Annotated in this window: 25 protein-coding genes; 13 read left to right on the forward strand and 12 right to left on the reverse strand. The window is 72.1% G+C overall.

Annotation, left to right across the window (positions count from 1 at the left end; all coding sequences use genetic code 11):
* Positions 1 to 162 precede the first annotated feature (162 nt).
* The 4 genes from SNOUR_RS14350 (at position 163) to SNOUR_RS14365 (ending at position 6,522) form a co-directional block, all read left to right on the forward strand.
* The gene (locus SNOUR_RS14350) at positions 163 to 3,951 is read left to right on the forward strand and encodes a multifunctional oxoglutarate decarboxylase/oxoglutarate dehydrogenase thiamine pyrophosphate-binding subunit/dihydrolipoyllysine-residue succinyltransferase subunit (RefSeq protein ID WP_067346995.1); all 3,789 of its coding nucleotides are present in this window, start codon (positions 163 to 165) and stop codon (positions 3,949 to 3,951) included.
* A 169-nt stretch (positions 3,952 to 4,120) separates the two neighbouring features.
* The gene (locus SNOUR_RS14355; protein ID WP_067346997.1) at positions 4,121 to 4,303 is read left to right on the forward strand and encodes a DUF6104 family protein; all 183 of its coding nucleotides are present in this window, start codon (positions 4,121 to 4,123) and stop codon (positions 4,301 to 4,303) included.
* A 165-nt stretch (positions 4,304 to 4,468) separates the two neighbouring features.
* Positions 4,469 to 5,356 (forward strand): DUF4097 family beta strand repeat-containing protein, encoded by an 888-nt coding sequence (locus SNOUR_RS14360; protein WP_067346998.1) that lies wholly within the window; start codon positions 4,469 to 4,471, stop codon positions 5,354 to 5,356.
* A 2-nt stretch (positions 5,357 to 5,358) separates the two neighbouring features.
* Positions 5,359 to 6,522, forward strand: a complete 1,164-nt coding sequence (locus tag SNOUR_RS14365; protein ID WP_067347000.1) for a PadR family transcriptional regulator — start codon at positions 5,359 to 5,361, stop codon at positions 6,520 to 6,522.
* 62 nt (positions 6,523 to 6,584) lie between these two features.
* On the opposite strand, the gene SNOUR_RS14370 is transcribed toward SNOUR_RS14365, so the two are convergent.
* The 3 genes from SNOUR_RS14370 to SNOUR_RS14380 form a co-directional block, all read right to left on the reverse strand.
* Positions 6,585 to 7,763, reverse strand: coding sequence for a serine hydrolase domain-containing protein (locus SNOUR_RS14370; protein WP_376738516.1), 1,179 nt, complete (start codon positions 7,761 to 7,763; stop codon positions 6,585 to 6,587).
* Between the two features lie 208 nt (positions 7,764 to 7,971).
* Positions 7,972 to 8,532: a Clp protease N-terminal domain-containing protein gene (locus SNOUR_RS14375; RefSeq protein WP_067347006.1), complete on the reverse strand. Its 561-nt coding sequence runs from the start codon at positions 8,530 to 8,532 to the stop codon at positions 7,972 to 7,974.
* A complete protein-coding gene (locus SNOUR_RS14380) occupies positions 8,532 to 8,741 on the reverse strand; it encodes a helix-turn-helix domain-containing protein (protein WP_039640853.1) in 210 nt (69 codons plus the stop codon). The genes SNOUR_RS14375 and SNOUR_RS14380 overlap by 1 nt, the downstream gene beginning before the upstream one ends.
* Positions 8,742 to 8,880: 139 nt before the next feature.
* On the opposite strand from SNOUR_RS14380, the gene SNOUR_RS14385 reads away from it, so the two are divergent.
* Complete coding sequence (locus SNOUR_RS14385) at positions 8,881 to 9,636, forward strand: antibiotic biosynthesis monooxygenase (RefSeq protein WP_067347008.1); 756 nt, start codon at positions 8,881 to 8,883, stop codon at positions 9,634 to 9,636.
* On the opposite strand, the gene SNOUR_RS14390 is transcribed toward SNOUR_RS14385, so the two are convergent.
* The 3 genes from SNOUR_RS14390 to SNOUR_RS14400 all read right to left on the reverse strand — a co-directional run bounded on the left by SNOUR_RS14390 (position 9,608) and on the right by SNOUR_RS14400 (position 12,655).
* Complete coding sequence (locus SNOUR_RS14390) at positions 9,608 to 10,234, reverse strand: HutD/Ves family protein (RefSeq protein ID WP_067347010.1); 627 nt, start codon at positions 10,232 to 10,234, stop codon at positions 9,608 to 9,610. The genes SNOUR_RS14385 and SNOUR_RS14390 overlap by 29 nt on opposite strands.
* Positions 10,235 to 10,271: 37 nt before the next feature.
* Positions 10,272 to 11,234 carry a zinc-binding dehydrogenase gene (locus SNOUR_RS14395; protein WP_067347012.1) on the reverse strand — a complete coding sequence of 321 codons (963 nt, stop codon included), beginning with the start codon at positions 11,232 to 11,234 and terminating at the stop codon, positions 10,272 to 10,274.
* A 191-nt stretch (positions 11,235 to 11,425) separates the two neighbouring features.
* The gene (locus SNOUR_RS14400; RefSeq protein WP_067347015.1) at positions 11,426 to 12,655 is read right to left on the reverse strand and encodes an NAD(P)-dependent malic enzyme; all 1,230 of its coding nucleotides are present in this window, start codon (positions 12,653 to 12,655) and stop codon (positions 11,426 to 11,428) included.
* A 563-nt stretch (positions 12,656 to 13,218) separates the two neighbouring features.
* Here SNOUR_RS14400 and SNOUR_RS14405 point away from each other — a divergent pair.
* The 4 genes from SNOUR_RS14405 (at position 13,219) to SNOUR_RS14420 (ending at position 17,334) form a co-directional block, all read left to right on the forward strand.
* Complete coding sequence (locus SNOUR_RS14405) at positions 13,219 to 14,211, forward strand: ABC transporter substrate-binding protein (protein WP_067347017.1); 993 nt, start codon at positions 13,219 to 13,221, stop codon at positions 14,209 to 14,211.
* Between the two features lie 82 nt (positions 14,212 to 14,293).
* On the forward strand, positions 14,294 to 15,232 hold the full coding sequence (locus tag SNOUR_RS14410; RefSeq protein WP_067347019.1) for an amino acid ABC transporter permease: 939 nt from the start codon (positions 14,294 to 14,296) through the stop codon (positions 15,230 to 15,232).
* Positions 15,233 to 15,285: 53 nt separating this feature from the next.
* Positions 15,286 to 16,038, forward strand: a complete 753-nt coding sequence (locus SNOUR_RS14415; RefSeq protein WP_067358309.1) for an amino acid ABC transporter ATP-binding protein — start codon at positions 15,286 to 15,288, stop codon at positions 16,036 to 16,038.
* A gap of 675 nt (positions 16,039 to 16,713) precedes the next feature.
* Positions 16,714 to 17,334: a CGNR zinc finger domain-containing protein gene (locus tag SNOUR_RS14420; protein WP_067347021.1), complete on the forward strand. Its 621-nt coding sequence runs from the start codon at positions 16,714 to 16,716 to the stop codon at positions 17,332 to 17,334.
* Here the strand turns inward: SNOUR_RS14420 and sodX are convergent.
* A complete protein-coding gene (gene sodX / locus SNOUR_RS14425; protein WP_067358311.1) occupies positions 17,247 to 17,702 on the reverse strand; it encodes a nickel-type superoxide dismutase maturation protease in 456 nt (151 codons plus the stop codon). The genes SNOUR_RS14420 and sodX overlap by 88 nt on opposite strands.
* Before the next feature lie 165 nt (positions 17,703 to 17,867).
* Here sodX and sodN point away from each other — a divergent pair, with 165 nt between their 5' ends.
* Positions 17,868 to 18,263, forward strand: coding sequence for a superoxide dismutase, Ni (gene sodN / locus SNOUR_RS14430; RefSeq protein ID WP_039632850.1), 396 nt, complete (start codon positions 17,868 to 17,870; stop codon positions 18,261 to 18,263).
* A 229-nt stretch (positions 18,264 to 18,492) separates the two neighbouring features.
* Here the strand turns inward: sodN and SNOUR_RS14435 are convergent, their stop codons facing one another.
* Entirely contained in the window at positions 18,493 to 19,452 is a 960-nt protein-coding gene (locus SNOUR_RS14435) for a LysR family transcriptional regulator (RefSeq protein ID WP_067347022.1), read from the reverse strand.
* Between the two features lie 243 nt (positions 19,453 to 19,695).
* On the opposite strand from SNOUR_RS14435, the gene snpA reads away from it, so the two are divergent.
* Complete coding sequence (gene snpA / locus SNOUR_RS14440) at positions 19,696 to 20,358, forward strand: snapalysin (protein ID WP_067347024.1); 663 nt, start codon at positions 19,696 to 19,698, stop codon at positions 20,356 to 20,358.
* A 230-nt stretch (positions 20,359 to 20,588) separates the two neighbouring features.
* On the opposite strand, the gene crcB (SNOUR_RS14445) is transcribed toward snpA, so the two are convergent.
* Genes crcB (SNOUR_RS14445) through crcB (SNOUR_RS14455) form a run of 3 tightly spaced genes read right to left on the reverse strand, consistent with a single transcriptional unit; the run spans position 20,589 to position 21,795 of the window.
* Positions 20,589 to 20,963: a fluoride efflux transporter CrcB gene (gene crcB / locus SNOUR_RS14445; protein WP_067347026.1), complete on the reverse strand. Its 375-nt coding sequence runs from the start codon at positions 20,961 to 20,963 to the stop codon at positions 20,589 to 20,591.
* On the reverse strand, positions 20,960 to 21,361 hold the full coding sequence (locus SNOUR_RS14450) for a DUF190 domain-containing protein (RefSeq protein WP_067347028.1): 402 nt from the start codon (positions 21,359 to 21,361) through the stop codon (positions 20,960 to 20,962). The genes crcB (SNOUR_RS14445) and SNOUR_RS14450 overlap by 4 nt, the downstream gene beginning before the upstream one ends.
* Complete coding sequence (gene crcB / locus SNOUR_RS14455; protein WP_067347030.1) at positions 21,358 to 21,795, reverse strand: fluoride efflux transporter CrcB; 438 nt, start codon at positions 21,793 to 21,795, stop codon at positions 21,358 to 21,360. The genes SNOUR_RS14450 and crcB (SNOUR_RS14455) overlap by 4 nt, the downstream gene beginning before the upstream one ends.
* 174 nt (positions 21,796 to 21,969) lie before the next feature.
* Between crcB (SNOUR_RS14455) and SNOUR_RS14460 the strand changes: the two genes are divergently transcribed.
* Positions 21,970 to 22,776, forward strand: coding sequence for a FadR/GntR family transcriptional regulator (locus SNOUR_RS14460; RefSeq protein ID WP_067347031.1), 807 nt, complete (start codon positions 21,970 to 21,972; stop codon positions 22,774 to 22,776).
* Positions 22,773 to 24,050, forward strand: a complete 1,278-nt coding sequence (locus tag SNOUR_RS14465; RefSeq protein WP_099055691.1) for a CynX/NimT family MFS transporter — start codon at positions 22,773 to 22,775, stop codon at positions 24,048 to 24,050. Before SNOUR_RS14460 ends, SNOUR_RS14465 begins: the two co-directional genes overlap by 4 nt.
* Positions 24,051 to 24,090: 40 nt before the next feature.
* Here the strand turns inward: SNOUR_RS14465 and corA are convergent, their stop codons facing one another.
* Positions 24,091 to 25,176, reverse strand: coding sequence for a magnesium/cobalt transporter CorA (gene corA, locus SNOUR_RS14470; protein WP_067358315.1), 1,086 nt, complete (start codon positions 25,174 to 25,176; stop codon positions 24,091 to 24,093).
* Positions 25,177 to 25,181 lie beyond the last annotated feature (5 nt).

Genomic DNA, 25,181 nt, shown 5'->3' on the forward strand with positions numbered 1-25,181 from the left:
GCAAACCACGTGTGTTTCCCGCCAAGTCAGGCCCTGAAACCCTTCGGTGAATGTGACGTGCGCGACGAGTGGCCCTCCCGGACTGCACCAAAGGTCACAAGAGGCGTAGCCTTTATTCCCGCTGTCCACCACCTTAGGAAGCGGAAGAGGGCGGTTGCCGCCGTGTCGCTACAGTCCCCCAACAGTGCGAGTGTCTCGACCGAACAGGGAGCGCAGGGGAAGAATCCTGCCGCCGCGTTCGGGTCCAACGAGTGGCTCGTCGACGAGATCTACCAGCAGTACCTCCAGGACCCGAACTCGGTAGACCGAGCCTGGTGGGACTTCTTCGCCGACTACAAGCCGGGTGGCACCGGGGCGGCTGACGCCGCGCCCCCCGCCGCGCCGGCCAAGCCCGCGGAGGGCTCGGCCCCCGCCCCGGCTCCGTCGGCCCCGGCCCCCGCGGCCGCGCCGGAGCCCGCCACCGCCCCCGCGGCCCAGCCGGCCACCCCGGCGAAGCCGGCCGCGGTGGCGCCGGTCAAGAGCGCGCCCGCCAAGGCCGCGGCGAAGCCGGCGCCGGCCGCCAAGCAGCCCGCCGAGGCCCCCGAGGGTCCGGAGCTCGTGACGCTGCGCGGCCCGTCGGCGGCCGTGGCGAAGAACATGAGCGCGTCCCTGGAGCTGCCGACGGCCACGTCCGTCCGCGCGGTCCCGGTGAAGCTGCTGTTCGACAACCGGATCGTCATCAACAACCACCTCAAGCGCGCCCGCGGCGGGAAGGTCTCCTTCACGCACATCATCGGGTACGCCATGGTGCAGGCCCTCAAGGCCATGCCGTCGATGAACTACTCCTTCGCGGAGAAGGACGGCAAGCCGACGCTGGTCAAGCCCCCGCACATCAACCTCGGCCTGGCGATCGACCTGGTCAAGGCGAAGGGCGAGCGCCAGCTGGTCGTCGCGGCCATCAAGAAGGCCGAGACGATGACCTTCTTCGAGTTCTGGCAGGCGTACGAGGACATCGTCCGCCGGGCCCGGGACAACAAGCTCACGATGGCCGACTTCACCGGGGTCACCGCGTCGCTGACGAACCCCGGCGGCATCGGCACCGTCCACTCGGTGCCGCGTCTGATGCCCGGCCAGTCCATGATCATGGGCGTCGGCTCGATGGACTACCCGGCCGAGTTCCAGGGCACCTCGCAGGACGCCCTGAACAAGCTGGGCGTCTCCAAGGTCATGACGCTGACCAGCACGTACGACCACCGGGTGATCCAGGGCGCCGCCTCCGGCGAGTTCCTGCGGATCATGAGCCAGCTGCTGCTCGGCGAGAACGATTTCTTCGACGACATCTTCAAGTCGCTGCGGATCCCCTACGAGCCGATCCGCTGGATGCGCGACATCGACGCGTCGCACGACGACGACGTCACCAAGGCCGCGCGGGTCTTCGAGCTGATCCACTCCTACCGGCAGCGCGGCCACGTCATGGCCGACACCGACCCGCTGGAGTACCACCAGCGCAAGCACCCCGACCTGGACATCACCGAGCACGGCCTCACCCTGTGGGACCTGGAGCGGGAGTTCGCGGTCGGCGGCTTCGCCGGCAAGTCGATGATGAAGCTGCGCGACATCCTGGGCGTGCTGCGCGACTCGTACTGCCGCACCACCGGCATCGAGTTCATGCACATCCAGGACCCCAAGCAGCGCAAGTGGATCCAGGACCGGGTCGAGCGCCCGCACAAGTCGCCCGAGCGCGACGAGCAGCTGCGCATCCTGCGCCGGCTGAACTCCGCCGAGGCGTTCGAGACCTTCCTGCAGACCAAGTACGTCGGCCAGAAGCGGTTCTCGCTGGAGGGCGGCGAATCGGTCATCCCGCTGCTGGACGCGGTCATCGACTCCGCGGCCGAGGCGCGGCTGGACGAGGCCGTCATCGGCATGGCCCACCGCGGCCGCCTCAACGTCCTCGCCAACATCGTCGGCAAGTCCTACGCGCAGATCTTCCGCGAGTTCGAGGGCAACCTCGACCCGAAGTCGATGCACGGCTCCGGCGACGTGAAGTACCACCTGGGCGCCGAGGGCACCTTCACCGGCCTGGACGGCGAGCAGATCAAGGTCTCGCTGACCGCCAACCCCTCCCACCTGGAGGCCGTGGACCCGGTCGTCGAGGGCGTCTCCCGCGCCAAGCAGGACATCATCAACAAGGGCGGCACGGACTTCACCGTCCTGCCGATCCAGCTGCACGGCGACGCGGCGTTCGCCGGCCAGGGCGTGGTCGCCGAGACGCTGAACATGTCGCAGCTGCGCGGCTACCGCACCGGCGGCACCGTCCACGTCGTCATCAACAACCAGGTCGGCTTCACCGCGGCCCCCGAGTCCTCGCGTTCCTCCATGTACGCGACGGACGTGGCCCGCATGATCGAGGCCCCGATCTTCCACGTCAACGGCGACGACCCCGAGGCCGTCGTCCGCGTCGCGCGGCTCGCCTTCGAGTTCCGCCAGGCGTTCAACAAGGACGTGGTCATCGACCTGATCTGCTACCGCCGCCGCGGCCACAACGAGTCGGACAACCCGGCCTTCACCCAGCCGCTGATGTACGACCTGATCGACAAGAAGCGCTCGGTGCGCAAGCTCTACACCGAGTCGCTGATCGGCCGGGGCGACATCACCCTCGAAGAGGCCGAGCAGGCGCTGCAGGACTTCCAGGGCCAGCTGGAGAAGGTCTTCACCGAGGTCCGCGACGCCACGACGGCCCCGGTCACCCCCGAGGTGCCGCAGCCCAAGGCCGAGTTCCCGGTCTTCGTGGACACCGCGATCTCCCAGGAGGTCGTCAAGCGGATCGCCGAGTCCCAGGTCAACATCCCCGACCACATCACCGTCCACCCGCGTCTGCTGCCGCAGCTGCAGCGCCGGGCGGCGATGATCGAGGACGACACGATCGACTGGGGCATGGGCGAGACCCTGGCCATCGGCTCGCTGCTGATGGAGGGCACCCCGGTCCGGCTCGCCGGCCAGGACTCCCGCCGCGGCACGTTCGGCCAGCGCCACGCGGTGCTGATCGACCGGAAGACCGGCGAGGACTACACCCCGCTGCTGTACCTGTCCGACGACCAGGCCCGCTTCAACGTCTACGACTCGCTGCTCAGCGAGTACGCGGCGATGGGCTTCGAGTACGGCTACTCGCTGGCGCGTCCCGAGTCCCTGGTCATGTGGGAGGCGCAGTTCGGCGACTTCGCCAACGGCGCGCAGACCGTCATCGACGAGTTCATCTCCTCGGCGGAGCAGAAGTGGGGCCAGACCTCCGGCGTCACCCTGCTGCTCCCGCACGGCTACGAGGGCCAGGGCCCGGACCACTCCTCGGCCCGGATCGAGCGCTACCTCCAGCTGTGCGCGCAGAACAACATGACCGTCGCGATGCCGACGCTCCCGTCGAACTACTTCCACCTGCTGCGCTGGCAGGTGCACAACCCGCACCACAAGCCGCTGATCGTCTTCACCCCGAAGTCGATGCTGCGTCTGAAGGCGGCGGCGTCGAAGACGGCGGAGTTCACCACCGGCGGCTTCCGCCCGGTCATCGGCGACAGCACGGTCAAGGCCGAGGACGTCCGCAAGGTCGTCTTCTGCTCCGGCAAGGTCTACTACGACCTGGAGGCCGAGCGGGAGAAGCGCGGCGCCTTCGACACCGCGCTGGTCCGCATCGAGCGGCTGTACCCGCTGCCGGGTGCCGAGCTCCAGGCGGAGATCAAGAAGTTCCCGAACGCCGGGAAGTACCTGTGGGCGCAGGAGGAGCCGGCGAACCAGGGTGCCTGGCCGTTCCTCGGTCTCAACCTGATCGACCACCTGGACCTGGCGGTCGGCGCCGACGTCCCGCACGGTGAGCGCCTGCGCCGCATCTCGCGGCCGCACGGCTCGTCGCCGGCGGTCGGCTCCGCCAAGCGGCACCAGGCCGAGCAGGCCCAGCTCATGGCGGAGGTCTTCGACGCCTGAGCGGTCGGCCACCGCTGAACACGGTCCCCGAAGGGCCCGTCACCACCTCCGGGTGGGGCGGGCCCTTCGGGCTGTCGGGGGCGGTACGGCCACCCGCCGCCCGCGGCACGGGCGGTCCGCGCGGCTGCCTATCCTGGCCGCACTGTCCCATTGACCTGCTGGAGAGCACGTGTATTTCACTGACCGCGGCATCGAGGAGCTGGAGAACCGGCGCGGCGAGGAGGAGGTCACCCTCGGGTGGCTGGCCGATCAGCTGCGGACGTTCGTCGACCTCAACCCGGACTTCGAGGTGCCGGTGGAGCGGCTGGCCACCTGGCTGGCCCGGCTGGACGACGAGGACGACGACGCGTAGGCATCGGCCGGGGCGCCGGTCCGTCCGCGTCACCTAGGGGGAACGAAAGGGGTGTATCAGGGCACGGTCAGGGACGGATCCACTTGACTCCCACAGGCTGCGATATATCGTGTCTAACGAAGACGCGATATGTTGCGTTGTCTGCCTACCCAGGGGAGGCCAGGTATGTCAGCCCGGACCGAGTGGACGGTCTCCACAGCACGCACGCTGGAGATCGAGGAACCCGTCAGCGCCCTGACCGTCCGCCTGGTGGGCGGCACCGTCAACGTCGTCGGCACCTCCGAGGGCGGGCCGGCCCGGCTGGAGATCTCCGAGCTGCACGGCCCGCCGGTGGAGGTCTCCTACGAGGGCGGTGTCCTTTGCGTCGGCTATGACGACGTGCAGTGGAAGGGCTTCCTGAAATTCCTGGACCGCCGGGGCTGGAACCGTAGCGCGGTGGCCTCGGTGACGGTGCCGACCACCACCCGCGTCGAGGTCGGGGTGGTCGGCGCCACCGCGGTCGTCTCCGGCATCGCCGGGCGCACCGAGCTGCGCGGGGTCAACGGGAACAGCACCCTCGTCGGCCTCTCCGGCCCGGTCCGCGCCGACACCGTCTCCGGCGACGTCGAGGCGCAGGCCCTCACCGGATCCCTGGAGTTCAACTCCGTCTCCGGCGACCTGACGGTCATCGAGGGCGCCGGCGGCGCGGTGCACGCCGACTCCGTCAGCGGTGACATGGTCCTGGATCTGGACCCGGCGGCGGGCGCGGAGATCGACCTGACCACGGTCTCCGGCGAGATCGCCATCCGGCTGCCCGACCCGGCCGACGCCGAGGTCGAGGCCAACACCACCACCGGCGTGGTCACCAACGCCTTCGACGACCTGCGGGTCAGCGGCCAGTGGGGCACCAAGCGGATCACCGGCTCGCTGGGCGCCGGCACCGGCCGGCTCAAGGCGACCACCGTCTCCGGCGCTCTCGCCCTGCTGCGCCGCCCCGCCTACGAGGAGGCCGACGGCGGCCCGGCCGGCGGCTCCTCCCCCACGACCCCGCCCGCCGGGAAGAAGGTGCTCTGAGCATGCCCCCCGTCTTCGCCCACGGCCGTCTGCGCCTCTACCTCCTCAAGCTGCTCGACGAGGCCCCGCGACACGGCTACGAGATCATCCGCCTCCTGGAGGAGCGCTTCCAGGGGCTCTACGCCCCGTCCGCCGGCACGGTCTACCCGCGGCTGGCCAAGCTGGAGGCCGAGGGCCTGGTCAACCACACCACCGAGGGCGGCCGCAAGGTCTACACCATCACCGACGCCGGCCGCGCCGAACTGGCCGACCGCGGCGGTGAACTCGCCGATCTGGAGCTGGAGATCAGGGAGTCGGTGGCGGCCCTCGCCTCCGACATCCGGGAGGACGTCAGCGGCTCGGCGCGGGACCTGCGCCGGGAGGTCAAGGAGGCCGCCCAGCAGGCCCGGGCGGGCGCCGGGAAGGCCGGGCGCAAAGCCGGCGGGCGGCCGTTCCCGGAAGCCTCGGACTACTTCGACGCCGCGTTCGGCGACAAGGACTCCTGGCGGCAGGCGAAGGAGGAGTTCCGGCGCGCCAAGGAGGAGTGGAAGGAACAGGCCCGCCGCGCCAAGGAGGAGAGCCGCCGCGCCAAGCAGGACGCCCAGCGGGCCCGCAAACAGGCCCGGGACGCCCAGGTGTTCGCCCGCGAGGAGATCCAGCGGGTCATCAGGCGCGTGCAGGAGCAGACCCAGGGGGCGGTGCGCACCGGCGACTGGTCGGCGGCGGTGCGGGAGGCGCTGAGCGAGGTCTCCCGCGAGGTCGGCCGCTTCACGGGCGCCCCGCGCGACGCCGCCCCGGCCGACGCCGGCCCGGCCGAGGAGCGCACCGGGACCGCCCCGGACGGCACCCGGGTGGCGACCGAGCGGATCGACCTCACCAAGCAGGCCCCGGCGGCGCCGGAGCCCGCCGCGTCGGGGTCCCACGACGCGCGCGCCCCCCAGGAGCCCCCCGCGCCCGCATGGGCCGCCGAGCCGGCCAGCGGCGATCCGGCCCGCGACTTCGACCGCCTGCTGGACCGCTTCCGGGACGATCTGCGGGACGCCGCCCGCGACCACGGCGTCACCGAGGAACAGCTCACCGAGTCCCGCCGGCGGCTGGCGAACGCCGCCGCCCACATCGGCACGCTGCTGCGCCGCCCGGGGACGGACGGCACGGAGGCGGACCGGGAGACGGACGGCGAGGCGTAGCGGCCGGCCCGGCGGTCGGCACCGGGGGCGAAGGCTCCCCGGCGCCGACCGCCGCCGCGGGCTCAGGCCACGGCCGGCGCCCCCACGCAGGCCCGAACGGCCTCGATCAGCCGCTCGGCGCGGACGTCGCCGCTGGCGCCCAGCCGGTTGGTGACATAGCCGAAGCCGACCCCGAACTCGTCGTCACCGAAGGCGAACTGGCCGCCCGCCCCGCTGGTGGCGAAGGAGCGCCGGCCCAGCAGCCGGCGGAACGGCGAGTCCAGCAGGAAGCCGCTGCCGTAGCGGGCGCCGAGGTCCGGCAGCCCCGAGAAGGTCGGGCCGCCGGACAGCGGCCGGACGGCGTCGGTGACGGTCTCCTCGCCCAGCAGCCGCGGCCCGCCCTCCACGCCGGTCGCCACGGCCGCGAACAGCGCCGCCAGTCCGCGCGCCGAGGAGACCGCGCCGGCCCCGGGGAACTCCCGGGTCAGCACGGCCGGCGCGTTGTAGCCGTGCGGATCGTCGAGGCCGGGGAAGGGCACCACGCCGTGCAGCGTCAGCGCCCGCATGATCAGCGAGTCGCTCGGCGGCAGGGTCGGGCGCCCCTCGGCCTCGACCAGCCGGGCCAGCGTCGGAAGTTCCTCCTGCGGCACCCCGATCCAGGTGCGCAGGCCCAGGTCGTCGCCGATCGCCCGACGGAAGTGGGCCCCGGGCTTCAGCCCGGTGAGCCGGCGGACGACCTCGCCGAGGACGAAGCCCAGCGCATGCGCGTGGTACTCGTACGCGGTGCCGGGCTCCCACAGGGGCGGCTGCTCCTCCAGCGCCTCGATCATCGGTGTCCACGCCATGATCTGATCGAACGTCAGCTTGCGTTCGGCGAGCGGGATCCCGGCGGTGTGCGCGAGCATCATCCGGGCGGTGATCCGCTCCTTGCCGTGCCGGCCGAACTCCGGCCAGTACGCGGCGATCGGCGCGTCCAGGTCCCAGACGCCCTGCTGCGCCAGCAGATGGGCACTGACCGCGAGCATCCCCTTGGCGCAGGACATCACCGGAACCGCGGTGTCCGCCTCCCAGGCCCGCCCGGTCCGCACGTCGGCGGTGCCGCCCCACAGGTCCACGACCTTGCGCCCGCCGACGTGGACGGTGAGGGCGGCGCCCAGCTCCCCGCGCTCGGTGAAGTTCCGCCGGAACTCCTCCGCGACCGCGCCGAACCCCTCGTCCGCCGCCCCTCCCCCAGCCACCGCTGGGAGGTCCCAACCCGACACCACGCGCTCCTCTTGCCGCTCCGGTCGGCCCGCGGGCGGGCAGGGGCGAGCACACCGGCCGCCGGCTGCCGACCGCCGGCCGGTAACCGGGTCACGGTACGCAGCCCGGTGCGGCCGGTTCCACCGAATTCGCGGGCGGGTGCGCCGGGCACGGCCGCCGGGCCGGGTCGGGCCGCGGGCGACACCGCCGCACTGCTCCTCGGACCGGTCAGCTCGCGCGTCGGGCGGAGGGCTCCGCCAGGACCCGCGCCACGGCGTCGTACGTCACCCCGTGGCCGGCCAGCACCACCCCGGCCGGGCCGGACCCGGCCGTCAGCGCCAGCAGCAGGTGCTCGTCGCCCAGGCGCCGGTCGCCGCGACCCGCCGCGATCCGCAGCGCGCGCTCCAGCACCGCCCTGCCCTCCGGCGCGAACGTCCGGCGCACCCGCTTGCCGCGCCCGGCCCGACGCCCCCCACCGGTCAGCGCCCCGGCCCCGTGCGCCTCCTCCACCCGGGCCACGACCGCGTCGACGTCGATCCCGAGTCCGGCCAGCGCCGCCGTGTCGGCCGCCGAGAGACCGCCCCGCCGCCGGTCCGCCGCCAGGTCGCGGACGACCGCAGGACGCGGCGCGCCGAGCCCGTCGAGCGCGGCCGCCGCCGGGGAGTCCCGCTGGTCCAACAGCGCGAGCAGCAGCTCCGGTTCGCCGATGCAGTCGCTTCCGGTGCGGTCCGCGTGCCCCACCGCACCGCCCACCACCGCCCGGGCGGCGGCCGTGAACCTCTCGAACATCAACGCCTCCCGTGTTTCTTGTGGACCGCCTGCCGGCTGACCCCCAGCTCGGCGGCGATCTCCTGCCACGACCAGCCCTTCGCGCGGGCGCTGCGCACCTGTACCGCCTCCAGCTGCTCCAACAGCCGGCGGAGCGCGGCCACGGCGCGGAGGCCGGCCCGCGGGTCGGGGTCGCTCGCCCGTGCGGCGAGATCCGTTGCCTCGGTCATGTCTGTCAATCTAGGTTGACGCACCCCACCTGTCAACCATCATTGACAGGTGGGGTGACCCCTCTTCAACCCCCTTGACCTCAACCGCACTTGAGGGACGAGGCTTCGAGCACCGCCACCCAGACACCACGGAGCCCGTATGCCGCCCACCGCCGACTTCCCCGACGTCCGCCGCCCCGACGCCGCCACCGTCCTCGTCAGCCCCTGGCTCGTACCGGAGGCCCGCTTCCAGCGCCCGGCGGCGGACGCGGTGCTCGCCGCCTGGGAGGACCAACCGCGCCCCGACGCGATGCTGGCGCTCGCCACCTTCCTGAGCACCGACGGCAGCCATGTCCTCAACTACGCGCAGTGGACGGACGACCGGGCCCACCGGGAGTGGGTGCGCACCCGGCGCCCCGCGGCCATCGCCCCGGTCGACGAGGCCGTCCCGGGCATCCGCCGCCCCGGCCCGACCCGCTATCGCCGCTACCGCAGCCACGTCCCCGAGGAACGCCCCGCGGCCCGCCCCGGCTTCCTGGCCACCCCGGTCTTCGCCACCACCGGCCCGGACGCCCAGCGCGCCCTCGCCGACACCGTCGTCGACCTCCTGGGCCGCGCACGGGTCCCGGGGCTGCTCGGCGCCCACTTCCACCTCGCCCAGGACGGCGGACGGGTGCTCAACTACGCGGAGTGGGCGGATGCTTCGGCCCGGCGGGAATTCCTCGCCGGGGGCACCGCGGACCGGCTGCGGGCGGCGATCGACGCCCTGGCCGGCGTCACGGCCGTACCCGCCGTCCCCGTAGAACACGCGGAACACGCGGAACACGCGACGGCCGGCGGTCCGGCCCGCCCACCGGTTTCCGGCTACCGGCTGTACAAAACCCTGGTCAACGTCCCGTCCCCGCGGCCCCGTTGACGTCGGACGGGGCATCGGGGACGACGTCGGAGAGCTCGATCACCGCCGCGATGCCGTCCGTCCGCACCACCACGGGCGCCGCCGCGTCCCCCCTCGGCTCCCACACGGCCGCGTCGTACCGCGCCAGCCGCACGCCCGGCTCCCCCGCCGCCGCGGCATCGATCCGGGTCCCGCCGTCCAGCGCAACCACCACCGCGGTCCGCGCCCCCGTCAGCTCCCGGCTCCCGCGCACCATCGTGACGCGCGCCGCCGTCCGCCCCTCCCGGACCATCACGTTCAGATTGACCACCGGGCCGTCGAGCAGGCGGGAGTCGGTTTCGGCGGCGCCGGGGAAGGCGAAGGGGCGGTAGCGGCCGGGCAGCGGGTGCACGGCGCCGTCCACCGTCAGTTCCAGCCCGGCGCCGTCGACGACGGTGAGGATCCGCCGGACGCCGGGCAGCGGGGAGTACGGCCCGTCCCGGGTCACCTCGGCCAGGCTCACCCGCCAGGCGAAGGCGTCCCAGCCCGCGCCCGGTGGGTGCGCGGCGACCTCGCGGGTGAGCCCGCCGCCGTTGCGCCACGGCACGGCCGCCCGCCCGTCCGCCCGAAGGATCCGCACGTCCCCGCTCCTTCCCCGCACCCGACGCGCCCGGCCGTCAGACCGTCAGCACGATCTTTCCGAAGAGCTCCCCCTCGGCCATCCTCGCGAAGCCCTCGCGGGCCCGGTCCAGCGGCAGCGTGGAGTCGATCACCGGCCGGATGCCCTTGGCGGCGCAGAAGTCGAGCAGTCCGGCCAGCTCCTCCTTGCTGCCCATCGTCGAGCCGACGACCTTCAGCTCCAGGAAGAAGATCCGGTTGAGCTCTCCGTTCTTGGGCGTGAAACCGCTGGTGGCACCCGAGATGACCAGGGTGCCGCCGGGCCGCAGCGACTTCACCGAGTGCGACCAGGTGGCGGCGCCGACCGTCTCGATCACCGCGTCCACCCGCCGGGGCAGCCGCTCGCCGCTCGCGAACGCCGCCTCGGCGCCCAGCTCCACGGCGCGCCTGCGCTTGACCTCGTCCCGGCTGGTGGCGAAGACCCGCAGGCCCGCGGCGGCACCCAGGACGATGGCGGCGGTCGCCACGCCGCCGCCGGCACCCTGGACCAGCACGCTGTCCCCGGGCCGGACCCCGGCGTTGGTGAACAGCATCCGGTACGCGGTCAGCCAGGCGGTGGGCAGACAGGCGGCCTCCGTGAAGGAGAGCTCCGCGGGCTTGGGGAGGACGTTCCAGGTCGGCACGGTGACCCGCTCGGCGAAGGTGCCCTGGTAGCGCTCGGTGAGGATCGAGGGCTTCTCTTCGGGTCCGACGCCGTGGCCGGTCTGCCCGATCACGGAGTGCAGGACGACCTCGTTGCCGTGCTCGTCGATGCCGGCGGCGTCGCAGCCGAGGATCATCGGGAGCGAGTCCTCGGTGATCCCGACGCCGCGCAGCGTCCACAGGTCGTGGTGGTTGAGGGAGGCGGCCTTGACGTCGACGGTGGTCCAGCCGGGGCGGGCGGCGGGGGCCGGGCGGTCCCCCAATTCGAGGCCGTTCAGCGGCTGGTCGCGGTCGATGCGGGCGGCGTAGGCAGCAAACATGATCCCAACGTAGGGCGCGGGCGCGCCCGGCGACAGCGGGCGCGGGTGTGACGCGCGCCGCCCGCACGGGCCGCGGACGGCCGGATTCCGCCCACCGTTTCCGGCCATCGCCGCACATGCCCGACGGGCCGGGCCCGCACCCGCGAGGGATGCCGGCCCGGCCCGTCAGTGGTGTCCGCGACGGTGGCAGGTCAGCGCCGGGCGACGCCCTCCGCACGGGCGGCGGCCGCGACAGCGGCGGTGACCGCCGGGGCCACCCGCTCGTCGAACGGCGAGGGGATGACCTTGTCCGCGCTCAACTCGTCGGCGACGACGGCGGCCAGCGCCTCCGCGGCGGCGAGCTTCATGCCCTCGGTGATCTGCGAGGCGCGCACCTGCATGGCGCCGGCGAAGATGCCCGGGAAGGCGAGCACGTTGTTGATCTGGTTCGGGAAGTCGCTGCGCCCGGTGGCGACCACGGCGGCGTACTTGTGGGCGACGTCCGGGTGGATCTCCGGGGTGGGGTTGGCCATCGCGAAGATCAGCGAGTCCTTCGCCATCTTCGCCACCGCCTCCTCCGGCACCGTGCCGCCGGAGACGCCGATGAAGACGTCGGCGCCGTCCAGCGCCGTCTCCAGCGAACCGGTCAGGCCCGCCTTGTTGGTGAAGCCGGCCAGCTCGCGCTTGACGTCGGTGAGGTCCTCACGGTCCGCCGAGACGATGCCCTTGCGGTCGCAGACCGAGACGTCGCCGATGCCGGCGTTGACCAGGATCTTGGCGATGGCGACACCGGCCGCGCCGGCACCCGAGATGACCGCCCGCAGGTCGCCGAGCTCGCGCCCGGTGAGCTTGGCGGAGTTGCGCAGCGCGGCCAGGGTGACCACGGCGGTGCCGTGCTGGTCGTCGTGGAAGACCGGGATGTCCAGCCGCTCCTGGAGCTTGCGCTCGATCTCGAAGCACCGGGGCGCCGAGATGTCCTCCAGGTTGACGCCGCCGAAGGACGGCGCGAGCCGGGCGACGGTCTCCACGATCTCGTCGGTGTCGGTGGTCGCGAGCGCGATCGGGACCGCGTCCACGCCGCCGAACTGCTTGAAGAGGATGGCCTTGCCCTCCATCACGGGGAGGGAGGCTTCCGGCCCGATGTCGCCCAGGCCGAGCACCGCGGTGCCGTCCGTGACCACTGCCACGACCTGGGACTTCCACGTGTAGTCGTGCACGAGCTCGGGACGCTCGGCGATGGCGCTGCACACCTTGGCCACGCCCGGCGTGTACGCGAGGGACAGGTCGTCCTTGTCGCGCACCGGCACAGTTGCCTGGACGGCCATCTTGCCGCCGCGATGCAGCGCGAAGGCCGGGTCGAAGAGTTCGCCGGACGTGCCGTCCGCGCCTCCTTCGACGCCTGTCTCACTGTCGCTGCGAGGATTGACGATCTCCGCTGCCACTTTTCTCTGACCCCTTTGTCGTAAATCTGTTGAGGGTGGCCACTCCCTGGTTGGGGAGTGGGCGGGCACCGCGCCCGCGCCCTGCGCCGCGGATAGCCGCCGCGCGGGGGGAGGTACGGACGCCGGGCGCGCCGCACACGCGCCCTGAGCCCCGGATGAGGGGTGTAACGAACCTTTCTACCGGACGTGCGTCCGGCGCGACGAGTTAGATTCGTTACCTGCCGGTACAGAGCTCCGACATTAGTGATGGAATGGCGGAAATCCCCGAAGATCCCCCGCGACTGTCCGAATTCCGAGACACCCCCGCACTCGCGATCATCGCCTTCCGGGCCGGTGAGCGGCGTTTCCCCTTGTCGGACGCGGCCGACGATCGCCCCCGCTCGTCCGTTATCCGATTTTGACCTGCGCAACAGTCCGAATACCGGAGTGCGGATGGCAGGATTCCGTCACCGACCGAGGGCGCGACGCTCAAAGGTGCCCAAAGGTGTGTGCACACCCCCTTCTCACCAGCACATCGGCTGCCCACACTGGCACGTCGGTCACCCATCTGCAGGAGGATCCGCATGACCGCAGACACCACCCGTCGCGCGGCGGCCGGCAGGTCCGGTAAGTCCGGTAAGTCCGCCAAGACTGCCGCCGCGATAGCCACGGTCACCGCATCGCTGTTGCTGCTCAGCGCCTGCGGTGACCAGACGGACGCGGCGATCGCCCGACGGGAGGCGGCGAAGAACCGCAATCCGCACGCCCCGCTCTTCAGCAAGCTCCCCAAGGACGTCCAGGACAAGGGGATGCTCCAGGTCGGCTCGGACATCACCTACAAGCCGGTGGAGTTCCGCTCGAACGGCGCCGTGGAAGGCATCGATCCGGATCTCGCGGCGGCAATCGGCAAGGAATTGGGCATCAAGCTCAATTTCAACAACGCCACCTTCGACACCCTCATGGGCGGCCTGAAGTCCAAGCGCTACGACCTCGCGATGTCGGCCATGACGGACACCAAGGACCGTCAGCAGGGCATCGACTCCACCACCGGCAAGAAGATCGGTGAGGGCGTCGATTTCGTGGACTACCTCAACGTCGGTGTCTCGCTCTACACCCAGAAGGGCAAGACCAAGGGCATCGACGGCTGGGAGACCATGTGCGGCAAGAAGCTCGCCGTGCAGCGTGGCACCGTCTCCCACGACCTGGCCAAGGACAAGTCCAAGGCATGTGAGACGGGCGGCGAACAGCCGATCTCCATCGAGGCGTTCGACAACGACTCCGAGGCCCAGACCCGGCTGCGGACCGGCGGTGTGGACGCGGTCTCCAGCGACTACCCGGTCGCGGCCTACGCGGTGAAGGTCTCCGGCGGCGGCAACGACTTCCAGATGGTCGGCGGCGCCCCGCTCAAGGCGGCCCCGTACGGCATCGCCGTCCCCAAGGGCCAGGAGCAGCTGCGCGACGCGCTCAAGGCGGCCGTGGAGTTGGTGATCAAGAACCACGCGTACGACGGCGTCCTGGCCAAGTGGAACGTCAAGGACGCCGGGGTCAAGGAAGTGCAGATCAACGGCGGCACCTGAGCCGGCGGCCCGTCCCCCTCGCCCGCGCGCTCCGCGCGGCCGCCCCCACGCCTCTCCCGCCACACGCTGAAAGGCAACCTTCGTGTCAGTCGACGTCGACAAGCCGGCCGAGCCGCCGGCGTCCGCTCCGCCGGCCCAGCCCGAGCCCATCAAAGCCATACCGGTCCGCCATTACGGGCGCTGGGTCGCCGCCCTCGTCGTCATCGGGCTGCTGGTCCTGCTCGTCCGGGCCTTCGCCTCCGGGAAGGTCAACTGGGGCGCGATACCGGAGTACATGTTCAACGCGGACATCCTCAAGGGCCTGCGCAACACCCTGTGGATCACCGTGCTGTCGATGGTGATCGGCATCGTGCTGGGCGTGGTCCTGGCCGTCATGCGGCAGTCCAAGAACCCGGTCACCAAGTCCGTCGCGTGGTTCTACGTCTGGTTCTTCCGCGGCACCCCGGTCTACGTCCAGCTCTTCCTGTGGTTCAACCTCGGCCTGGTCTTCCAGTACATCGACATCATGCCGATCTACAAGGACGAGTGGTCGGACTTCATGACCCCGTTCCTGTGCGCACTGCTCGGCCTCGGCCTCAACGAGGCCGCGTACATGGCCGAGATCTGTCGGGCCGGCCTGAACGCCGTCGACGAGGGCCAGACCGAGGCGGCGCACGCGCTGGGCATGAGCCACGGCAAGACGCTGCGCCGGATCGTCGTGCCGCAGGCGATGCGGGTGATCGTGCCGCCGACCGGCAACGAGGTCATCAACATGCTCAAGACCTCGTCCCTGGTGATCGCGGTGCAGTACTACGACCTCCTCCAGGCCGCGCAGAACGTCGGCCGGGACTCCGGCGTGGTGGTCGAGATGCTGATCCTGGCCGCCGCCTGGTACCTGATCGCCACGACGGTGCTCAGCATCGGCCAGTACTACCTGGAGCGCTACTACGCCCGCGGCTCCAGCCGCCAGCTTCCGCCCACCCCGTTCCAGCGCGTCAAGGCGAAGCTGGCCGGCCCGAACCGCGCCGGAGGTACGGCATGAGCAAGACCACGAGCACCACCGCGGAGAAGGACTCCGCCGAGGCCACCGTCCCGATGGTGAAGGCCGAGGGCGTCCACAAGTCCTACGGCACCGCGCACATCCTCAAGGGCATCGACCTGGAGGTGGCGCCCGGCGCGGTCTTCTGCCTGATCGGCCCGTCCGGTTCCGGCAAGTCGACGTTCCTGCGGTGCATCAACCACCTGGAGAAGATCAACGCCGGCCGGCTGTCGGTCGACGGCGAACTGGTCGGCTACCGCGAGCACAACGGCAAGCTCTACGAGCTGCGCGACCGCGAGGTCGCCGCCCGCCGCCGGGACATCGGCATGGTCTTCCAGCGCTTCAACCTCTTCCCGCACATGACCGCGCTGGAGAACATCATGGAGGCGCCGGTCCAGGTCAAGGGCGAGTCCAAGACGGCCGCGCGGGAGCGGGCGGGCGCACTGCTGGAGCGGGTCGGGCTGGCCGACAAGGCCGGCAACTACCCCTCGCAGCTCTCCGGCGGCCAGCAGCAGCGGGTGGCGATCGCCCGGGCCCTGGCCATGGAGCCGAAGCTGATGCTCTTCGACGAGCCGACCTCGGCCCTCGACCCGGAGCTGGTCGGCGACGTCCTGGACGTCATGAAGGACCTGGCGGCCGACGGCATGACGATGGTCGTGGTGACCCACGAGATGGGCTTCGCCCGCGAGGTCGGCGACTCCCTGGTGTTCATGGACAACGGCGTGGTGGTGGAATCCGGCCACCCGCGCGACGTCCTCACCAACCCCCAGCACGAGCGGACCCAGTCGTTCCTGTCCAAGGTGCTTTGACGCCTGACGGCGGGGTGGTCCCGATACGCCTGTCCGCCTGACGGCGGATGGTTGCGGGTCCGCTGCGCGGGGCGGGTCCGCTGCGCGGGGCGGTTCCGCTGCGCGGGGCGGTTCCGCTGCGCGGGGCGGTTCGACAGCGGTGCCGGGGGTGCGGGGTTGGGGTTGTCCGGACTGCTGTCGCTTTACGTCCGGACAACCCCAACCCCGCACCCCCGTCCCCTCCCGTAGGTGGTCATGAAAACGGTGAGTGGGGGCGCATGCCGGTGGCCCCCTGCGAGTTCGTTGTCGAGTGGTGACCGTCACCGGACCACCGGCATCAGCCCCCGCTCACCTGTTTCCTCACCCCACAACGGGAGGGGACGGGCCGGAGGGGGTGGTGTGCAGGACGTAAAGCGCCAGCAGTCCTGCACACCACCCCCGCAGGCCCGTCACCGCACCCAACAGCCCCGCGCAGCGGATCCGCCCCGCGCAGCGGACAACGCAAGACCCCGCCGCCAGGCGGGCCCGGCGGGCCCGGCGCCGCAGGCGCAAAACGGGCAACCCCCACGGCGGGGGGGCAGCCGACAACGTGGGAGGGCAACCAAGCGCAGCAGAAGGGTCGTAATACCCTCGTAGTGACAACACCCATTACGCAGGTGGACACCGCACCCTGGACGCGTCCCGTAAGGACTACAAGTGGAACTGACCTATTACTCGGACTACGCCGTGCGACTGGTCAACACCGAGCAGCCCGAGCGCGGCGAGGACACCCTGACGTCGGTCGAGGCGGTCCGCGAGCTCTTCGGCGGCGCCCAGCAGGCCGCCCGGCGGGCCACCGAGAGCGACGTCACGCGGCTGCGCACGGTCCGCGCCCGGCTCCGCGCGGTCTTCGAGGCCGCCGACCGCGGCGACGAGGTGCTCGCCGTGGACCTGCTGAACGCGCTGATGATGGAGTTCCCGGTCAGCCCACAGGTCTCCGGCCATGAGTACCGCGACGACGACGGGCGCCCCAAGTGGCACATGCACATCGCCGACCACGCCGCCAACGCCACCGCCGGCTTCACCGCGACCGCCTGCATGGGCCTGGCCTTCCACCTCACCGAGCTCGGCGTGGACCGGCTGGGCATCTGCGAGGCCAAGCCCTGCCGCAACGCGTACCTGGACACCTCGACCAACCGCTCGCGGCGCTACTGCTCCGACCGCTGCGCCACCCGCGCCAACGTCGCCGCCTACCGCGCCCGCAAGCGCCTGGAGAGCGGCCGCACCGCCGACAGCGCCCAGGAGCCCCAGGCGAGCGCGGCCCGCGGCGAGCGCTGAAGCCCACGCGGCGACCGCAGCCGCAGCCACGCCCGGGCGATCACCAGGTCGTCGGGGACCGTGCCGAACTCCCGGCTGTCGTTCTCCACGTACGGGTTGTCGCCGCGCACCCACCAGCCGCCGTCCCGCCGCTCCACCGCGCGCTTGACGATCAGCAGGTCCTGCCGGAACGGATGCCGCAGCACGACCACGTCACCGGGGCGCACCACCGCCCCGTACCGGACCACCAGATGGTCCCCCGGCCGGAGCGTCGGCACCATCGACGGGTTGTAGACCTCCGCCAACCCGAACGACCGCAGCGGCCCGCCCCGCACCGGCCCCGCGCCGCCGCCGCTGTCCTGCTCCGGCTCGCGCACCCGCTCCGGCATTCGTACCTCCCGGTCCAGCCCCCGTGCGACCTTCACCAGACCATCCTCCATCAGTCCCGGCCCGCCACCGGACTTTTGCCCTAAGACCCCCGGGGCACCCGAGAAAAGCCTTCCCGCACCGAGTAATCTCGCACGTGAGAAGACGATCACGAGGAAGGACTGAACATGCTTTCCCGCCTGTTCGCCCCCAAGGTCAAGGTCAGCGCGCACTGCGACCTGCCCTGCGGCGTGTACGACCCGGCCCAGGCCCGCATCGAGGCCGAGTCGGTCAAGGCCGTACAGGAGAAGTACCAGGCCAACGAGGACGCGGACTTCCGCACCCGCGCCGTCCTGATCAAGGAGCAGCGGGCCGAGCTGGCCAAGCACCACATCTCGGTGCTGTGGAGCGACTACTTCAAGCCCCCGCACTTCGAGAAGTACCCGCAGCTCCACCAGCTGGTCAACGACACGCTCAAGGCCCTCAGCGCGGCCAAGGCTTCGAACGACCCGAAGACGGGCACGAAGGCCCTGGAGCTCATCGCCGAGATCGACAAGATCTTCTGGGAGACGAAGAAGGGCTGAGCCCGGCTCACCCCCTTCGGCCGGCGGTCTCCCCGACCGTCTGGTCCCCTGACCGCACCCGGTCCGCGAACCGCCGCAATCCGGCGGCCCTGGCGGGCCGGGTGCGGTCGTTCGCGGTCGGTTGCGGTCGTTCGCGGTCGGGTGCGCGAGGGCGCCGCCTTCGGGGCGGGAGAGGCGGATCCGCCGGCCACGGGTGGGTGATAGCCCTGCCCTATAAGCCCCTGACGCCCTAGTGGCCGGGCGCCAGCACGCCGCCGTGCCGGACCAGCCAGTCGTGGTATGCCTCGCTGGCCCAGGCGATCTCCGTGTACGCGGCGGTCAGGTCGGCGAACAGCTCGTCGGCGGAGCCGGCCGGCGGGCCGTCCGCGCGGCAGGCCATGAAGAGCCGGACCGCCAGCGGGTCGCAGTGCAGCGGGCGGATGGCCATGCCGGGGCGGGAGCGGGCGGTGGGTTGGCAGGGGGTGACCACCTCGCCGGCGATGACGAGGTCCACGGCGGTGAGGTAATCGCCGTGCACCACCCGGGGGTTGATGCCGGCCGCCGACCAGATCCGGCGCAGTCCGGCCCACTCGCCGTCCACCGTCGGATCGACCATCCACTGGTCGGTGGCCAGGTCGGCGACCCGGACGACGGTCCGCCCGGCCGCCGGGTGGCTCTCCGCGAGGGCGATGAACTGCGGTTCCCTGGCGAGCAGTTCACGCTCCACCAGGCCGTCGGGGACGCGCAGCGGGGCGCCCTCGACCTCGTGCACGAAGGCCGCGTCGAGCTGCCCCATCGCCACCATGTGCAGCAGGGCATTGGCGGACACATCGGTACGTATCGTGGTGTCGGTCTCCGGCAGTCGGGCGCGCAGCCGGCGCAACCAGCCCGCGACGGCCGGGCTGTTGGTGCTGCCGATCCGCAGCCGGGTGCCCTCCTCCCTGACCGAGACCGAGGCGATGTCCTCGACAAGCGCCCGCATCTCGGCCACTATCGGCCGGGCGCGACAGAGCACGGAATGCCCGAGCGGGGTGGGCCGGCTACCGGTCGGCTCCCGGAAGAAGAGCTGGCCGCCGAGGGCCTTCTCGATGCGGTGGAGCTGGGTCGTCAAGGAAGGCTGCGTCATCCCCAGCTGTCGGGCCGCCTTGCGCACGCTGCCGGTGTCGGCGATGGCGCACAGGGCGCGAAGATGCCTTACCTCAAGCTCCACGCCCGGAGCATAAACGCGCAGGCGCGGCTCACACCAGACTCTCAGGGCGGTCCGAACTCCGGGGCTTCACCAGCGCGTTGGTCCATGGCCATCAAGGGTATTGACTCGCGCTATCGCCACCTGGCATCTCCGCCCCACGGGTGAACTCCGTCCACACTCAACGGCACCAAGAAATCCGCAGGGCCCCGGCCGCCGCCCCACACGGCGGCCGTACGGCCTCTCGGAAATTAAGGAGCCCCCCACATGAGATCTCCCAAGACGGCGCTGTCGGCTGCGCTCGGTCTGGGCCTCGCCGCCGCGTTCGCCGCGGCCGCCCCGGTGTCGGCGACTTCCCCCGCCGCGCACCCCGCCTCCCACCACAGCACCCCCGCCTCGATCGCCGCCTACACCGGCTCGGCGGCCGAGAAGGCGGACACCAAGGCGTTCTTCCAGGCCGTCATGAAGTCGGCCCAGGCCAAGCTGAAGGCCAACCCGCACCTGAAGTCGGTCACCGTCACCTACGACGCGAGCGCCGCTCCGACCTTCGCGAACGAGATATCCCAGAGCGCCTCGATCTGGAACAGCGCGGTGCAGAACGTCAAGCTGCAATCGGGCAGCGGCGGCGACTTCCAGTACAAGGAGGGCAACGACCCGCGCGGTTCGTACGCCAGCACCGACGGCCACGGCAAGGGCTTCGTCTTCATCGACTACAGCCAGGCCCAGCAGTACAACCGCACCCGCATCGTGGCGCACGAGACCGGCCACGTGCTGGGCCTGCCGGACCACTACGAGGGTCCGTGCAGCGAGCTGATGTCCGGTGGCGGGCCCGGCCCGTCCTGCCAGAACACCCAGCCGGACGCCAACGAGCGCGCCCAGGTCGACCAGCTCTGGGCGAACGGCCTGGCCGGGATCCGCTTCGGCGGCTGACCCACCCGGCCGTCCCCGGACGCGGCACGGCGGTCGGTCCGCCGTCCCCCGGCCGGGCTGACGGTGGTCGGGAGGACGACGGGCCCGGGCTGACGGGGCCGGTACCTGGCGGCCGGCTCCGTACCCCCCACCAGCCCTCGCACCCCGTACGTCCGCCCACGCGGTGGGGCTCCTCGTCGAGCCCCACCGCTTCCGTGTGTGCGGGCAGTCGGGCGGACCGGCCCCCGGGGTCAGGACCACAGGGCGTGGGCGAGGGCCATCCCGGCGCCGGCGGCGGTCAGTCCGGCCGCCAAGCTCAGCACGACGTTGAGCGCGGCGTACCGGCGCGCCCCGTCGGTGGCCAGCCGCAGGGTCTCGTAGGAGAACGTCGAATAGGTCGTCAGCGCCCCGCACAGGCCGGTGCCGAGCAGCAGTTGGGCGTGCGGCCCGGCGGCGCCGGTGGCGACCGCGCCGGTCAGCAGGCCGAGGATCAGGCTGCCGACGGCGTTGACGGCCCACGTCCCCCAGGGGAAGACGGAGTCGTGCCGGGCCTGGACGAAGCGGTCGGTGAGGAAGCGCAGCGGTGCCCCGACCATGGCACCGGCCACCACCAGCAGCCAGTTCACCCGTGTGTGCCCTCCCCGCCGGCGGTCCCGTCCGCCCGGCCCCGGAACGCGATCATCTCGCACGGGTCGAGGGTCACCAGGCCCCCGCCCGCCAGGAGTTCGGTCAGCTGCGGCAGGAACGCCCGCACCCGCTCCTCGGTGTCCACCACGACCACCGCCACCGGCAGTTCCTCGCTGAGCGACAGCAGCCGCTGGGTGTGGATGAGCGAGGTCGCCCCGAAGCCCTCGACGCCTCGGAAGGCGCTCGCCCCGGCGAGGCCCGCGGCGCGGGCGCGGTGCACGATCTCCGCGTAGAGCGGCCGGTGGTGCCAGGCGTCCTGCTCGCCGACGACGACGGTCAGCCGCAGCGCCGGGCTCCCGACCGAAGGCGCCGGACCGGGCGCCGCGTGGTCCGTCATGCCGGTCGCCGCCGCAGTCCGAGGAGCGCCCGGGTGGCGGTGCCGGCCAGCGCCACCGCGGACAGCGCGGCGAGCAGGGTGCCGGCGAGGTAGGCCAGGGCGAGCGGCAGCCGCCCGGCGGCCACCAGGCGCTCGATGTCCACCGCGTAGGTGGAGAAGGTGGTGAAGCCGCCGAGGATGCCGGTGCCCAGGAACGGGCGGAGCAGCCGGTGGGCCGTCCACACCTCGGTGATCAGCACCATCAGGATGCCCATCAGCGCGCAGCCGACCACGTTGACCACGAGCGTGGTCCAGGGGAAGGCGGCCCCGGGGGTCGGCCAGAGCAGGCCGGCGGCGTAGCGGGCCGAGGCGCCGAGGGCACCGCCGACGGCCACCACGCCGATCACCGGCCACTCGCCCTGCCAGGGCAACGGCCGGCGGGCTCGCTCGTCCATGGATCCGTGGGTCTCCCTGTCTGTGTCCGGCGGGCCACCGCCGCCCCCAGGTTAAGCCTGATCATTTGACACCGCTAAACATGGGATGTTCCCATCACCGGTGGAATCGGGTGCCCTGACGACGGGCATCCGCCGTGAGCGGACCCGCGGAACGCGGACGAGAGGACGACGCCGATGCCGCTGCGCAGCACCGCCCGCACCAGCCTCGTCGCGCTGGTCATCGAGCAGATGGAGCGGCTGATCGCCGACGGCGAGTGGCCGGTCGGCGCGAAGATCCCGGCCGAGCCGGTGCTCGTGGAGCAGTTGGACGTCGGCCGGAACACCGTCCGCGAGGCGGTCCGGGCCCTGGTGCACACCGGGATGCTGGAGCCGCGGCAGGGCGACGGGACCTACGTCCGCGCCCGCAGCGGTTTCGGTGCCGCCGTCCAGCGCCGACTGCGCCGGGCCGCCAACTTGGAGGCGTACGAGGTCCGTTCCTGCCTGGAACGGGACGCCGCGCGGTATGCGGCCGAGCGCCGCACGGACGAGGACCTGGCCGCGCTGCGGGAGGCGCTGGCGGTGCGCGGCCGGGCCTGGGAGGCCGGCGACGTGCCCCGGTTCGTGGAGGCGGACGTGCGCTTCCACCGGGCGGTCGCGGCCGCCGCGCACAACAGCCTGCTGGCCGAGCTGTACGAGCAGTTCGGCGACGCCCTGCGGGAGGCGCTGGCGGCCGTGGTCGACACCCCGCTGCTGCCCGACGCGGTCCGCCACCAGTTCGACGCGCACGCCGCGATCGTCGACGCCATCGAGGCCCGCGATCCGGACGCCGCCGAGCGGGCCGCGCTGGCGCACCTCGCGGAGGCCGCCGACGCCCTGCGCGAGCCGCCGGCGCGACCGGCGGACGACGGCACTGAAGGCACGGGCACGGACACGGGCACGGGCACGGGCACGGGCACGGGCACGGACAGTAACGACGCGACACAGGAGGAAGACCGGTCATGACACACGGACCGGCATCGGCCATATCCAAGGCCGGGCCGCAGCCGGCCGGCGGGACGACGGCCCCGGCCGGGGACGCCCCCGCGCCCGCCGGCGCCACCGGCCGGCGGGCCCTCCACCTCGGCGCCGGCGTCGTCCTGCTGGCGCTGAACCTGCGCCCGGCGCTGGTCGCGGTCTCCCCGCTGGCCGACACCATCCGCGCCGACAGCGGGATGTCGGCGGCCGCCACCAGCCTGCTGACCGCGCTGCCGCTGCTCTGCTTCGGGCTGCTGGCGCCGGTGGCGCCGCGGCTGGGCCGGCGCTTCGGCACGGAGCGGTCGCTGCTCGGCACCATGGTGCTGATCTGCCTGGGCACCGGGCTGCGGCTGCTGGACTCGGTGGTGGCGCTGTTCGCCGGGACCGTCGTGATCGGCGCCGGCATCGCCGTCGCCAACGTCCTGCTGCCCGGCCTGATCAAGCGGGACTTCCCGGCGAAGGCGGGCCTGATGACCGGGCTCTACTCGATGTCGCTGTTCGGCGGCGCGGCGCTGGCGGCCGGCGTCACCGTCCCGGTGCGGCAGGCCGCCGGGCTCTCCTGGCAGGCCACGCTGGCCTGTTGGGGCGCGCTGGCGGTGCTCGCGCTGGTCGCCTGGCTGCCGCAGGTCCGCTCCCGCGCCGCGGTGACGGAGGCCGCCGCCCGGCAGGCCGCGCACCCCGTCCGCGGCCTGTGGCGCTCCCCGCTGGCCTGGCAGGTCACGGCCTACATGGGGCTCCAGTCGCTGAGCTACTACGCGGCCGCCGCCTGGCTGCCGACCATCCTCAAGGACGCCGGGATGAGCGCGGGCGACGCCGGCTGGATGCTGTCGTTCTCCTCGCTGTCGGGGATCGCGGGGTCGTTCCTGGCGCCGGTGATCGTCGGCCGCCGGCTGCGGGCCGGGACGCTGGCCGCGCTGGGCGCGGTGCTGTGCGCGGCGGGCTTCGCCGGGGTCTGGGCGGCGCCGGTCGGCGGCGCGTACCTGTGGATGACGCTGCTGGGCCTGGGCCAGGGTGCGGCGATCAGCCTGGCGCTGCTGTTCATCGTCCAGCGCGCCCCGGACGCCCGGCGCACCGCCCAACTCTCCAGCATGGCCCAGTGCTTCGGCTACGTCCTGGCCGCCACCGGCCCGGCGGTGCTGGGCGCCGTCCACGACACCTCGGGCACCTGGGCGGTGCCGCTGGCGGTGCTGCTGGTGCTGTTGGTGCCGCAGGTGGCGGCGGGGTTCGGGGCCGCCCGGCCAGGGCACGTCGGGGAGCGGTGAGCGCCCGTCACAGCGCCCCGCACCCGGCCCCGTAACGGTGTTACAGCCAGCCGTTCCGCTTGAATCCGCGGTGCATCAGCGCGCAGATCGCCACCATCACGACCATCACCAGCGGATAGCCGAAGGTCCAGCTCTTCTCCGGCATGTACTCGAAGTTCATGCCGTAGACGCCGGTGACCATGGTGGGGACGGCCAGGATCGCCGCCCAGGCGGACATCCGACGCATCGCGTCGTTCTGGGCGTTGGCGACCTGGGCGAGGTGTGCCTGGAGTATCGAGTTGAGCAGTTCGTCGAAGCCGGTGATCCGCTCGCGGACCTGGTCGAGGTGGTCCGCGACGTCCCGGAAGTAGGTCTTGATCCGGGGGTCGATGAACTGCAGCGAGCGGGTCGCCAGCTCCTGGAGGGGGCGGTCCAGCGGGGTCACCGCCCGCTTGAACTCCAGCAGTTCGCGCTTGAGCTGGTAGATCCGGTCGGCGCCGCGGCTGCCGCGGACCGAGAAGACCTCGCTCTCGACGTCGTCGATGTCGTCCTGGACGGCGGCGGCGACGTCGAGGTAGTCGTCCACGACGAGGTCGGCGATGGCGTGCAGCACCGCGGACGGACCGAGCGCGAGCTGCTCCGGGTCGCGCTCCAGCTGCTCGCGCAGCGGGCCCAGCGAACCGTGACCGCCGTGCCGCACCGTGATCACGAAGTCGACGCCGGTGAAGACCATGATCTCGCCGGTGTCGACGACCTCGCTGGTGTCGGTGAGCTGGTCGTGTTCGACGTAGCGGACGGTCTTGAAGACGGTGAACAGCGAGTCGTCGTAGTGCTCCAGCTTGGGGCGCTGGTGGGCGTGGACGGCGTCCTCGACGGCGAGCGGGTGCAGCCCGAACAGCTCGACGATGCCGGCGAACTCCACCTCGGACGGCTCGTGCAGACCGATCCACACAAAGCCGTCACCGGACTCCCGGACCTGCCGGATCGCCTCGTGCGCCGGCTGGTGGCCGTCCTGGCGCGCGCCCGCCACATAGACCGCGCAGTTCACCACGGCCGTACCGAGCGGCGAGCGGGCCGGGTGGCTGAGGTCCACCCCGCCCTGTCGCGGCTGCGGCAGCCGGGCGGCTTTGCGGAGGTTGCTGATCATCGACA

The organism is Streptomyces noursei ATCC 11455 (genome assembly GCF_001704275.1).
In the GTDB taxonomy this organism is placed as follows: Bacteria; Actinomycetota; Actinomycetes; order Streptomycetales; family Streptomycetaceae; genus Streptomyces; species Streptomyces noursei.